The following is a 12,432-nucleotide window of genomic DNA, read 5'->3' on the forward strand; positions in this document are numbered from 1 at the left end:
CTTCCTTACTCGGCGTCGTGGTCGGTGGTCAGCAGCTCGGCGAGGCGCTCGAGCGTGGGCTCGGCGTTGTCGCCGTCGGCGGTGAGGGTGACGTAGTCGCCCTGCTCCAGTCCGAGGGCGATGATGCCGAGGATGCTGGCGGCGTTGATGGGAGAGCCCGCGTCCTTCGCGAGGGTCACCGGGATGCCGGACTCCTTCGCCGCCTGCGCGAAGAGCTTCGCGGGGCGCGCGTGCAGGCCGTGCGACGATCCGATGCGGACGGTGCGGGTCAGATGGGGCATGGGTCTCTCCGTCGACTCAGATCGTGTCCGCCGGCTGGCGGGATCGCAGGGAGGCCTCGACCAGGTCGAGGGTTCGGGTGCCGCTGAGGTCGGCGAACACGTCGTCGGGCAGCAGGACGACCGCTGCTCCGCGCGGGGCGGCCTCGCGGCGGATGTGCTCGATGTCGGCGGCGAGATGCGGACCGACGAGCACGATGTCGGCGGAGTCGAGGTCGACGGTCAGGGAACGGGCGGTTCCGGCCGAGGCGGAGTAGTCGAGACCGCGGTCTTGCGCAGCACGACGGACGCGCTGCGCCACGAACGTGCTCGACGCACCCGCTCCACACACCACGAGGATCTTCATCGACCGGCCTTTCTTCCTCTCGATTGTGCGCACCGGCTTCACAGGAGACAACCAGGTTCGTTTCCCACCCCCCGGAACGTCGTTGCCGCGACCGCACTCGTCGGCTTCGCCCGCACCCGCGCCCGAGGCGGATGGGCGTGAAAGGATGAAGGGATCGCTGCTCACCGGGGCGGCGCGGAGGACGGATCGTGACGACGAAAGCTCGCCAAGACCGCCTGCTGGCCCTGTTGCTGCGGGACGCGGAATGGTCGACCGCCGCATCGCTGGCGGACGCCCTCGGCGTCACCCCGCGCAGCATCCGGTCCTACGTCACCGCCCTGAACGCGCGCGTGACGTCGGGCAACGCCGTCGAGTCCGGGCCCCTCGGCTACCGCGCCGGCGGCGACGCCGCGGCGGCCCTGCGGTCGGCGTCGGGGGCGGATGCCGGCACCCCGCGCGATCGCCTGCACACCCTCGTGCGGCGCCTCCTCGATTCCGCCGACGGCATCGACGTGTTCGAGACCGCCGACGCCCTGCACGTGAGCGCCGCGACCCTGGAGGCCGACCTCTCGCGCGTGCGCGGACTGCTCGGCGGCACCGAGCTGACCCTGGAGCGCTCGGCATCCACCGCGCGCCTGCGCGGAACCGAGGTCGCGCAGCGGCGACTGCTGTCGAAGCTCGCGCACGACGAGATGGATGCCGGCATGTTCGACCTCGACGCGCTGCGCCGCACGCTGGGGGAGCGTTCGGTCGGCGCCCGCGCGTTCGGTCCGTTCAAGGCCGAGCTGGTCGCCGAGCTCGGGGCCCTCGGGTATTACGTGAACGAGATCGGCATCGGCGACGTCGTGATGCACATCGCCATCGCCGCCGACCGGACCACGCGCGATCGCGCCCTCGGTTCGCCCGGTGGGGATTCGTCCGACGCGGCCGCCGCCGTCGTGGAGCTGCTCGACCGCCTCACCCTCAAGCACATCGGCGTGCAGCTCGGCTCCGGCGACCTCCGCCACCTCGCGACCCTCGTGCTCACGCGTATCGTCGCTCCCGGAACCCCGGGCGGCGACGACGTGCGCTCCCGCCTCGACCCGTCGGTCGAGGCCTCCGTCCGGCGCGTGGTCGAGAATGCGGCATCCGAGTTCCTCGTCGACATCGCGCACGACGACTTCATCCTCCGCCTCGCGCTGCACGTGCAGAACCTGCTCGCGCGCTCGCGGGAGCAGGCGTGGTCGCGCAACCCGCTCACCCGCTCGCTGAAGTCGACGTACCCGATGATCTTCGAGGTCGCCGTGTACATCGCGAAGGGGCTGCAGGACGGCCTGGGCATCCCGATCCTCGACGACGAGATCGCCTACATCGCGATGCACGTCGGCGGCCGCCTCGAGCGCAGCCGCCGCGCCGACCAGTTGCTGACGGCGACGATCGTGTGCCCCGGGTACTACGAGCTGCACGAACTGCTGCGCTCGAGCGTGGACCGTTCGCTCGGGCAGGCGATCGAGGTCGTCGGCGTCGAGACGCGCATCGACCCCGCGTGGGATGCCATCGAGACCGATCTCGTGCTCACCACGATCGACCCGCCGCGGCCGGGCGACCGGTTCGTGCGCATCCAGCCGTTCCTCACCGACGCCGACGTGGAGCGCGTGCAGGCCGCGGCCGGGCGCATCCGTCGCGGCCGCCGTCTCGCGCGCCTGCGCGCCGAGCTCGAACGCTACTTCGCGCCGGGCGCTTTCGTGCGGGGCCTGGATGCCGCCGACGGCGAGGCCGGCGTCATCCGGCGCCTGGGCGGTCTGCTCGTGGAGCAGGGGGTCATCGACGAGGCCTACGTCGATCGAGCGGTGGAGCGCGAGACGATCTCGTCGACGGCGTTCACCGACGCCCTCGCGGTGCCGCACGCGATGGGGATGACCGCGACGCAGACCCGCATCGCGATCGGGATCGCCGACCCCTCGATCGCGTGGAGCGAGGGGCGCGTGCAGGTCGTCGCGCTCGTGGCGTTCAGCGAGACCGACCGCGAGGCCTTCCAGACGGTGTTCGAGCAGTTCGTCGAGGTGTTCAGCGAGCGCGACAGCGTGCAGCGCATCGTGCGCCGCGCGGTGTCGTTCCCCGCGTTCCTCGACGAGCTGGTCGCGGTGATCGACGGCTGACGCGGGGGTCGATACTCCGGGTTCGGGGCGTCGATGACGTCGTCGCGCGGGCACGTGCGCGCGGGCGTCGAGGCCGTGGTTGCGGGGCATCGGGGGTGGGGTTGCACGGGGGTCGGGGCGCCGGGCGTGCAGTGGGGCGTTCGGTCTGCGCCCCGGTGCACGTCGCGCGCCCCGTTAGGTGGAGTTCCCGGCCGTGGGCGGCTCGATGCCGAAAGCGGCGAGCCGGCGGCCGAGCGTCGCAGCGTCCTTCAGATCGCCCCAGCCCCAGCGGGCGAACCGGCGTTGAGTCGTGCCGCGGATCCAGTCTTCGCGGCGCTTCTCCTGCTCGAGGACCTCGAAGGCGTTTCGGCCCGATGCCGCGGGCAGCTCGCGGTACTTGACGCGTCCGTCGAACTCGCCCCATGCCCCGACATCGTCGAGGCCGAAGTCGACCCAGAACGTCCTGCCGTGAGGGCCGGGGATCGGAACCTGGAGTGAGGGAGCGGCGAAGCCGAGTTCGAGCAACCGAAGCCGGCTGATGCTCTCGCCCGGCAGCTGCGCACGGCCGTCAGCGAGACCGATGACGCGCTCGGCTCGCACGCGACCGCGCGTCGTCGTCGCCGCGATACGCCGCATGTCGTCCTTCAGCTCGTCGGCGGCTCGTTCGTCGTAGGTTCCAGGTGGGGTGAATGCCGCCTGCCGCAGCGCTGCATCCGCGACGCACACAGCCGCATCGCGGGATTCGTGCCGCGAGACGTCGACGACCGTCCGCGGTAGTGACGTGCACCGCACCCCGGCAGTCTTGATCACGAGCGGGTCGTCGGCGAGATCGCGGTGGCGGACGATCCCCGGGCCGCTACGCGACCGGGCTTCGTCGCAGATGACGTGCAGCGCTCCATCGTCGCGGAGGATCGGGAGGCCGAGGATCGCGGCGGCCGTGGAGCCGCAGAACACCGGGGGCCGACGTGAGACGACGGTGAGGGCGCGAGCGCGCACCACGATCCGCTGCTCGGTCGTCGCCCCGACCAGGTCCGCGGCGCGGACGTAGACCCCACGCCTGAGCACCTGCAGCTCGCCCGCATCCACTGCCTGGCGCACCCGTCGTGAGTGCCACCCGAGCGCGTCGAGCTGCTGCCGTGAGATGAGAGGAATTGTGAAGGCCGATGACACCCGCCCACGGTCTCACCGCACGCGCCGCCCCCGCCCGCCGCATCCCCTCCACCTGTGGAGACGTGTCTCCTCGGGAGGAGTCAACCCGTCGGGGCGTCGGACGTGCAACGGGGTGGTCACCGACCACCCCGTTGCACGCGGAGCACCCCGACAGGACCCCGCGTCAGCGCACCGACGCCAGCAGCTCCTCGGCGCCGGCGCGCAGCGCGGCCAGGCGCCGCGCGGCCTTCTTGGCCGACGAACCGCGCACGTCGAGGTACAGCTTGAGCTTGGGCTCGGTACCGCTCGGGCGCACGATGAGGCGCGAGCCGTCGTCGAGCCACAGCCGCAGCACGTCGCCCGGCGGCAGGCCGTCCACGCCCTGCAGCAGATCGTCGATGCGCGTCACCGCGATCTCGCCGACCACGGACGGAGGCTGGGCGCGCAGGGATGCCATGATCCCGGCGATCTCGCTCACGTCGCTCACGCGGATCGAGATCTGATCGCTCGCGAACGCGCCGAAAGTGTCGCGGAACTCCTGCAGCAGGTCGGCGACGGTGCGGCCCTCGGCGCGCGCCGCCGATGCCATCTCGAGCAGGGCGACCGCGGCGGAGATGCCGTCTTTGTCGCGCACCGTCCCGGGATTGACGAGGTAGCCGAGCGCCTCCTCGAAGCCGAAGACGATGCCGGGGGCCCGCGATATCCACTTGAAGCCCGTGAGCGTCGAGTGGAAGTCCAGGCCGTAGTGCTCGGCGACGGCCTGCAGCCCGGGCGACGACACGAGCGAACACGCGAGGGATGCCGCGGCCCCGGGCTCGTCCGCCTCGGATCCGCCCGCACCGGCCGCGGCCCGCGCCGCCCGCCAGCCGAGCAGCAGCCCGATCTCGTTGCCGGTCAGACGGCGCCAGCCGCCCTCGGCGCCGGCGTCGGGGATCGCGACGGCGAGGCGGTCGGCATCCGGGTCGTTGGCGATGACGAGCTCGGCGTCGACGGAGCGTGCGGTCTCGAACGACAGGTCCATCGCGCCGGGCTCTTCGGGGTTGGGGAACGCCACCGTCGGGAAGCGTCCGTCGGGGTGGATCTGCGCCTCGACCACCGTGGGCGCGGGATACCCGGCCTCGGCGAGCACGCGCGACACGGTCTCCCACCCGACGCCGTGCATCGCGGTGTAGACCCAGTTCAGCCCCTCGGCGCCCGCGGGAGCGGGGCCGACCGCGGCGGTCGCGGCGACGTACGCCTCGACGACCGATTCGGGGGCGTTGGCGTAGCCCACCGAGCGCGGCAGGGTGGTGATGTTGCCCTCGTCGGCGATCCGCTGGATGTGCGCGGCGATCTCGGCGTCGGCGGGGGAGACGATCTGCGCCCCCTCGTCGTCGCCGCCGAGGTAGACCTTGTAGCCGTTGTCGTCGGGCGGGTTGTGACTGGCGGTGACCATGACGCCCGCGTCGGCGCCGAGGTGGCGCACGGCGAACGCCAGCACGGGGGTCGGAAGCAGGCGGGGGAGCAGGATCGCGTTCAGCCCCGCCCCGGCGAAGATCTCGACCGAGTCGCGGGCGAACACGTCGGAGTTGCGCCGCCCGTCGTAGCCGACGACCACGGTCGCATCGCCCGACGACCGCTCGCGCAGGTACGCCGCGAAGCCCGCCGCGGCCTGCGCCACGAGCACGCGGTTCATGCGGTTGGGGCCCGCTCCGAGCGTTCCGCGCAGTCCCGCCGTGCCGAACGCCAGGCGGGTGGAGAAGCGATCGTCCAGGTCGGCCGTCGCCTCGGCATCCCCCGACTCGACCCGGGCGAGGAGGTCTTCGAGCTCGGCGCGGGTCACGGCATCCGGATCCTGGGCGAGCCAGGCGCGGGCCGCGGCGACATGCTCGCTCACAACGCGCCGATCACGCGGGCCAGCAGCGCGGAGATGACGGGCTCGGCTTCGCGACCGGCCTCGAGCACCTCCTCGTGGCTGAGCGGGGTCTTCTGGATGCCGGCGGCCAGGTTCGTGATGAGCGAGAAGCCGAGGATCTCCATGCCGGCCTGGCGAGCGGCGATCGCTTCGAGCGCGGTCGACATGCCGACGATGTGGCCGCCGATCGTCTTGGCCATCTGCACCTCGGCGGGCGTCTCGTAGTGGGGCCCGCGGAACTGCGTGTACACGCCCTCGTCGAGCGAGGGGTCGATCGAGCGCGCCACGTCGCGCAGGCGTGTCGAGTACAGGTCGGTGAGATCGATGAAGGTCGCGCCCTCGAGGGGCGAGTCGGCGGTGAGGTTGATGTGATCGCTGATCAGCACGGGCTGGCCGGGCTTCCACGTCTCGCGGATGCCGCCGGCGCCGTTCGTGAGGATCATCGTCGTCGCACCCGTCGCGGCCGCGGTGCGCACGCTGTGCACGACCCGGCGCACGCCGTGGCCCTCGTAGTAGTGCGTGCGGGCGCCGATGACGAGGACGTTCTTGCCGCCGGGGGTGCGGACGCTGCGCAGGGTGCCGACGTGGCCCTCGAGGGCGGGCTTGCTGAAGCCGGTGACCTCGGTCGCGGGGAACGACGCCGTCTCCTCGCCGATGAGCTCGGCGGCGCGCCCCCAGCCCGACCCGAGGGTCACGGCGATGTCGTGGTGCTCGACCCCGGAGAGGCGGGCGATGTCGGCCGCCGCGGTCCGGGCGACCTCGAAGGGGTCGACGGCCGGGTCGTCGAGCGGGTGAGATGTGCTGTTGGACATTCCCCCACTCTAGAAACTGCGGGGCCCGCGGGCCAGACGGCGCACCTCGACACCCAGCGTGTCGTGCCCGGCTGGGTGTCGCATCGGCATCCGCCCAGCGCTGACAGAATGGATGCCATGGTGCAGAGCTTCGAGCGCAAGCAGTCCGTCGCGATCGTCGGCGGAGGCCCCGGCGGATACGAGGCGGCCCTCTCGGCGGCGCAGCTCGGCGCCGACGTCACCCTCGTCGAGCGCGCGGGCGTCGGCGGCTCGGCCGTCATCACCGACGTCGTCCCCTCGAAGACGCTCATCGCCACGGCCGACGCGGCCGTCGCCATCCGCAACGCCAGCGACCTCGGCGTGCAACTGTTCGCGAAGGACGACCGCGGCAAGCCGCTGACCCCCGAGGTCGCCATCAACCTCGCCGCCGTCAACCAGCGTCTGCTCTCTCTCGCCCGGCAGCAGTCCGACGACATGCGTTCGTCGCTGCTCGAGGCGGGCGTGCGCATCATCTCGGGTCACGGCCGCCTCGACGGAAACGGCGCGGTGGTGGTGTCCACCGAGGCCGGCGGCACCGACTTCGACCGCATCGAGGCCGAGACCCTCGTCGTCTCGGTCGGCGCATCGCCGCGCGAGCTGCCGTCCGCGAAGCCCGACGGCGAGCGCATCCTCACCTGGACGCAGCTCTACAACATGAAGTCCGTGCCCTCCCACCTGATCGTGGTCGGCTCGGGCGTCACCGGCGCCGAGTTCGCGTCGGCGTACATGAACCTCGGGGCCAAGGTCACGCTCGTCTCGAGCCGCGACCAGGTGCTGCCCGGAGAGGATCAGGATGCCGCGGCCGTCCTCGAGCGCGTCTTCCAGCGCGGCGGCATGACGCTGCTCGCGAAGGCCCGCGCCGACTCGGTCGTGAACACCGGCGACGGGGTGACCGTGACGCTCTCGGACGGACGCACGATCGAGGGCAGCCACTGCCTCATGGCCGTCGGCTCGATCCCGAACACCGCGGGCCTCGGCCTCGAGCAGGCGGGCGTGCAGATGACGGCATCCGGTCATATCCGCGTGAACCGCGTCGCGCGCACCTCGGTGCCCAACATCTACGCCGCCGGCGACTGCACGAACTTCTACCCCCTGGCATCCGTCGCCTCGATGCAGGGACGCCAGGCGATCTTCCACGCCCTCGGCGACATCGTCATCCCGCTCGAGACCCGCCGCATCACGGCCAACATCTTCACGGCGCCCGAGATCGCCACCGTCGGCTTCAGCGAGCAGGACGTGATCGAGGGACGGATCGCCGGCAAGGTGCGCAAGCTCCCGCTCTCGGCCAACCCGCGCGCGAAGATGCAGGGCATCACCGACGGCTTCGTCAAGCTGATCGCCCGGGAGGGTAGCGGCACGGTCATGGGCGGTGTCATCGTCGGGCCGAAGGCGTCGGAGCTGATCTACCCGATCGCGATCGCCGTCGAGCGGCGTCTCACCGTCGATCAGGTCGCCCGCGTGTTCGCGGTATACCCCTCGCTGACCTCCAGCATCACCGACGCCGCGCGCGCGATGCACATCGTCGACCGCGACGACCCCGGCGAGGACTGACCCTCGCGGATGCCGCTCGGCATCGCGCCCTGAGCGCCGCTCGTCCCTCTTTGTACGCTCGGCGCCGCGCCCTGCGGGCTGCTCGTCCCACTTTTGAGGGTGCGTGTCCCGATTGTAGTGGGTGTGCGGCGGTGGGACCGGCCATAAGTGGGACGAGGGGGTGCAGCGGACGCCGCACGAAAGACGGCGCCGCACCCCCGGAGGAGTGCGGCGCCGTGACGACGCGGGGCGTCAGCTGATCAGCAGCAGCTGGTGCCCGGCCGAGACCGTGGTGCCGGGGTTCGCGTCGATGGAGGCGACCGTTCCGTCCTTGTGCGCCTGGATGGGCTGCTCCATCTTCATCGCCTCGAGCACGACGACGAGGTCGCCCTTGACGACCTGCTGCCCCTCCTCGACGGCGACCTTGACGATCGTGGCCTGCATCGGCGACTTGACCGCGTCGCCGGTGGCGCCGGCTGCGGGCGACGCCGCGTGCGACCGACGGGACGGGGGAGCGGCGGCGGGGCGTCCCCCCTGCGGGGCCGCGGCCGTGATGCGGTCGGGCAGGCTCACCTCGAGGCGCTTGCCGCCGACCTCGACGACGACGGTGTGCCGGCCGGCCTCGGCGGCGGGGGCGTCGAGCTCGCCGTCCCACGCGGGGATGTCGTTGACGAACTCCGTCTCGATCCAGCGGGTGAAGACGCCGAAGGAGCCGTCCTCCGCGGTGAAGGCGGGGTCGCGCACGACCTTGCGGTGGAAGGGCAGCACGGTCGGCATGCCGGCGACCTCGAACTCGTCGAGGGCGCGGCGCGCGCGCTCGAGCGCCTCGGCGCGGTCGCGACCGGTGACGATGATCTTCGCCAGCAGCGAGTCGAAGGCCCCCGAGACGCTGTCGCCGGCGGTCACGCCGGAGTCGAGACGGATGCCGGGGCCGCCGAACGTCTTGAAGACGTGGATCGGTCCCGGCTGGGGGAGGAAGCCGCGGCCCGGGTCCTCGCCGTTGATGCGGAACTCGATCGAGTGGCCGGTGGGGGCGGGGTCGTCGTAGCCGAGCTCCTCGCCCTCGGCCACGCGGAACTGCTCGCGCACGAGGTCGATCCCCGTGACCTCTTCGGAGACGGGGTGCTCGACCTGCAGGCGCGTGTTGACCTCGAGGAACGAGATGGTGCCGTCGGCGCCGATGAGGAATTCGCACGTGCCGGCTCCGACGTACCCGACCTCCTTGAGGATGGCCTTGGATGCCGCGTAGAGGATCGCGTTCTGCTCGTCGCTGAGGAACGGCGCGGGGGCCTCCTCGACGAGCTTCTGGTGGCGCCGCTGCAGCGAGCAGTCGCGCGTGGAGACGACGACGACGTTGCCCGCGCTGTCGGCGAGGCACTGCGTCTCGACGTGGCGCGGCTTGTCGAGGTACTTCTCGACGAAGCACTCGCCGCGACCGAAGGCGGCGACGGCCTCGCGCGTGGCGGACTCGAACATCTCGGCGACCTCGTCGAGCTCGCGCGCGACCTTGAGACCGCGTCCGCCGCCGCCGTAGGCCGCCTTGATGGCGATCGGCAGGCCGACCTCGTTCGCGAACGCGATGACCTCGTCGGCGCCCGAGACGGGGCCGGGGGTTCCCGGAGCGAGGGGCGCGCCGACCTTTTCGGCGACGTGGCGGGCGGTGACCTTGTCGCCGAGCGCCTCGATGGCATCCGGCGAGGGTCCGATCCAGACGAGACCCGCACCGATCACGGCGCGCGCGAAGTCGGCGTTCTCGGCGAGAAATCCGTAGCCCGGGTGCACGGCGTCGGCGCCGGACCGGCGGGCGACCGAGAGGATCTTCTCGATCGAGAGGTAGGTGTCGGCGCTGGTCGCGCCGTCGAGGGCGTAGGCCTCGTCGGCGAGGCGGGTGTGCAGGGCGTCGCGGTCCTGATCGGCGTAGACGGCCACGGAGGCCTTCCCCGAATCGCGGGCGGCACGGATGACTCGGACGGCGATCTCGCCGCGGTTGGCGACAAGGACCTTGGCGATCTTCGGCATCCTCCCAGCCTAGCGAGGGGGCACGCGGGCCTTTTGACACTCCTCGACAAGAAACGCCGAGAAACGTGTGCGGGTGTCTACGAACGGTTCCAGAGCGAGGTCCAGGATCCGCCCAGTTCGCGCACGAGACGGCGGATCGTCGACAGCGACATCCCCACGACCGTCGACGGGTCGCCCTCCACGCGCTCGATGAACGCGCCGCCCAGGCTGTCGACGGTGAAGGCCCCGGCGACCAGGAGTGGTTCGCCGCTGGCCACGTAGGCCGCGATCTCGTCGTCGTCGACGTCGGCGGCGAAGGTCACCGACGCCTCGGCGACGGCGTACGCCTCGCGCGGCTCCGCGCCCGGGGACAGGCGGAAGACGCTGTGCCCCGAGTGCAGCACGCCCGTGCGTCCGCGCATCCCGAGCCACCGGGCGGTGGCGGCCTCGGCCGTGTAGGGCTTTCCGAGGATCTCGTCGCCGAGCGCGAACATCGAGTCGCCGCCGATGACGACCCCGTCGAAGTCCGGGTCGTCGGCGCGCAGGCGGTGCGCGACGTCGGCGGCCTTGCGACGGGCCAGCAGGAGGACGTGCTCGGGCGCGGGGAGACGACGTTCCTCGGCCGCCTCGACCTCGGCGATCACGGCCTCTTCGTCGACCTGCGGCGCTCGCGACTCGGGTTCGATGCCCGCCTGGCGCAGCAGCATCAGACGAGCGGGAGAAGTGGATGCCAGGCACACGCGCATGCGCCAACGCTACCCACCACGGGCCCGGGCTGCTGTCCCCCGGCGGGGCGTTTGAGCTCGCGGGGCGGGCTGCCGCGACCGGGTGGCCGGGCCGGCTGAGCCTGTCGAAGCCACCGGATCCTTCGACGGGCTCAGGGTCCTCTGTCGGGCTCGTCCGGGGCGGCGGCCCCGACCGGGTAGCGGCGCCGGCGGGCGCCCGGCTCCCTCCCGGCCGCGTATGACAGGCTCGGAGCATGCACGACGGCGACCTCATCGATCTCGACATCACCGGTATCGCCCACGGCGGGGTGTTCGTCGCACGCCACGAGGGGCGCGTCGTGTTCGTGCCCGACACCCTGCCGGGCGAGCGCATCCGCGCCCGGCTCACCGACACGCGCAAGAAGGCGTTCTGGCGGGCGGAGGCGCTCGAGGTCCTCGAGGCCGCGCCCCAGCGTCAGCCGCACGTCTGGGCCGCCGCGGCGATCGACGTCGACCCCGCCGAGCGCGCCGGCGGTGCCGAGTTCGGGCACATCGCGCTCGCGCATCAACGCGCCCTGAAGGAGCGCGTCATCCGCGAAGCGGTCGAACGCGTCGGTCGACTCGACCTGCCCGTCGACGTCGCCGCCGCGGGGGACGAGTCTCAGCCCGAGTCGCCCGACGGCACCGGGTGGCGCACGCGCGTGAGCCTGCACGTCGACGAGGACGGTCGCGTCGGGGCGTTCGCCGCCCGCTCGCACCACGTCGTCGAGGCGCCCGACCTGCCCCTGGCGACCGAGGCCGTCGCGCGCGCCGCCGCGGAGGTGCGCGCCGGACGCGCGCGCCCCGGGCGCATCGACCTCGTCCAGCCCGCCGACGGCCGCGTGCGCGTGCTCGCCCGCCCCGACGGCGAGCGACGCGCGCCGGACGCCGAGGTCGTCGAGGAACGCGTCGGCGACCGGGTCTTCCGCGTCGACGCGGGCGGCTTCTGGCAGGTGCACCGCCTCGCGGCGCGCACGCTGACCAGCCTCGTCGCGTCCGAGCTGGCGGCATCCGTCGGCGCGCTGGATCCCGAGGCGTCGCATCTCGATCTCTACGGCGGGGTGGGACTGTTCGCCGCAACCCTCGGCGAGGCGGGTGGGAGCGGCACGCGCGTGGTGAGCGTCGAGAGCGATCCGCGCGCGACCGAGCACGCCGGAGAGAACCTCGCCGAGTGGGTCGGCGCCCGGGCCGAGACCGCGCGCGTCGACCGGTTCGTCGCGAAGCTCGCGGCGGACGCCTCGGCGCGCGAGCGCGAGCGTCTCTCGCGCGGCGTCGTGCTGATCGACCCTCCGCGGGCCGGTGCCGGTCGCACCGTGGTCGAGGGGATCGCCGATCTCGCTCCGTCGGCGGTGGTCTACGTCGCGTGCGACCCGGTCGCCCTCGCCCGTGACCTCGCGACCTTCGCCGAGCTCGGGTACCGCGCCGATCGCGGCATCCGCGGCGTCGATCTGTTCCCGAACTCCCACCACGTCGAGGCCGTCACCGTCCTGCGACGCTGATATCCGGGACGGACGGCGGGCGGGACGCGCCGCGTCGCAGATGTCCTCCGGCGCGGCGGGGGCCGCGCC

At 72.4% G+C, this 12,432-nt stretch carries 10 protein-coding genes; 3 read left to right on the forward strand and 7 right to left on the reverse strand.

Going from position 1 to position 12,432, the window contains the following annotated elements:
• Positions 1 to 5: 5 nt before the first annotated feature.
• Together AB1K56_RS03985 and AB1K56_RS03990 are read right to left on the reverse strand one after the other, a co-directional pair.
• A complete protein-coding gene (locus AB1K56_RS03985; protein WP_136587050.1) occupies positions 6 to 281 on the reverse strand; it encodes an HPr family phosphocarrier protein in 276 nt (91 codons plus the stop codon).
• A 16-nt stretch (positions 282 to 297) separates the two neighbouring features.
• A complete protein-coding gene (locus AB1K56_RS03990) occupies positions 298 to 624 on the reverse strand; it encodes a PTS sugar transporter subunit IIB (RefSeq protein ID WP_371204672.1) in 327 nt (108 codons plus the stop codon).
• Between the two features lie 188 nt (positions 625 to 812).
• On the opposite strand from AB1K56_RS03990, the gene AB1K56_RS03995 reads away from it, so the two are divergent.
• Complete coding sequence (locus AB1K56_RS03995; RefSeq protein ID WP_371204673.1) at positions 813 to 2,741, forward strand: transcription antiterminator; 1,929 nt, start codon at positions 813 to 815, stop codon at positions 2,739 to 2,741.
• 174 nt (positions 2,742 to 2,915) lie between these two features.
• Here the strand turns inward: AB1K56_RS03995 and AB1K56_RS04000 are convergent, their stop codons facing one another.
• The 3 genes from AB1K56_RS04000 to AB1K56_RS04010 all read right to left on the reverse strand — a co-directional run bounded on the left by AB1K56_RS04000 (position 2,916) and on the right by AB1K56_RS04010 (position 6,575).
• Complete coding sequence (locus AB1K56_RS04000; protein ID WP_371204674.1) at positions 2,916 to 3,890, reverse strand: type IV toxin-antitoxin system AbiEi family antitoxin domain-containing protein; 975 nt, start codon at positions 3,888 to 3,890, stop codon at positions 2,916 to 2,918.
• A gap of 163 nt (positions 3,891 to 4,053) precedes the next feature.
• Positions 4,054 to 5,745, reverse strand: coding sequence for a phospho-sugar mutase (locus tag AB1K56_RS04005; protein WP_371204675.1), 1,692 nt, complete (start codon positions 5,743 to 5,745; stop codon positions 4,054 to 4,056).
• Positions 5,742 to 6,575, reverse strand: a complete 834-nt coding sequence (locus AB1K56_RS04010; RefSeq protein ID WP_371204676.1) for a purine-nucleoside phosphorylase — start codon at positions 6,573 to 6,575, stop codon at positions 5,742 to 5,744. The genes AB1K56_RS04005 and AB1K56_RS04010 overlap by 4 nt, the downstream gene beginning before the upstream one ends.
• A gap of 108 nt (positions 6,576 to 6,683) precedes the next feature.
• Here AB1K56_RS04010 and AB1K56_RS04015 point away from each other — a divergent pair, with 108 nt between their 5' ends.
• Positions 6,684 to 8,144 (forward strand): NAD(P)H-quinone dehydrogenase, encoded by a 1,461-nt coding sequence (locus tag AB1K56_RS04015; protein ID WP_264630209.1) that lies wholly within the window; start codon positions 6,684 to 6,686, stop codon positions 8,142 to 8,144.
• Positions 8,145 to 8,375: 231 nt separating this feature from the next.
• Here the strand turns inward: AB1K56_RS04015 and AB1K56_RS04020 are convergent, their stop codons facing one another.
• Both AB1K56_RS04020 and AB1K56_RS04025 read right to left on the reverse strand, forming a co-directional pair.
• On the reverse strand, positions 8,376 to 10,142 hold the full coding sequence (locus AB1K56_RS04020; protein WP_264630210.1) for a biotin carboxylase N-terminal domain-containing protein: 1,767 nt from the start codon (positions 10,140 to 10,142) through the stop codon (positions 8,376 to 8,378).
• A gap of 77 nt (positions 10,143 to 10,219) precedes the next feature.
• A complete protein-coding gene (locus tag AB1K56_RS04025; RefSeq protein ID WP_371204677.1) occupies positions 10,220 to 10,867 on the reverse strand; it encodes a nucleoside triphosphate pyrophosphatase in 648 nt (215 codons plus the stop codon).
• Between the two features lie 233 nt (positions 10,868 to 11,100).
• Between AB1K56_RS04025 and AB1K56_RS04030 the strand changes: the two genes are divergently transcribed.
• Complete coding sequence (locus AB1K56_RS04030) at positions 11,101 to 12,363, forward strand: class I SAM-dependent RNA methyltransferase (RefSeq protein WP_371204678.1); 1,263 nt, start codon at positions 11,101 to 11,103, stop codon at positions 12,361 to 12,363.
• Positions 12,364 to 12,432 lie beyond the last annotated feature (69 nt).

Source organism: Microbacterium sp. BWR-S6Y (genome assembly GCF_041379845.1).
GTDB classification, from domain to species: domain Bacteria; phylum Actinomycetota; class Actinomycetes; order Actinomycetales; family Microbacteriaceae; genus Microbacterium; species Microbacterium hydrothermale.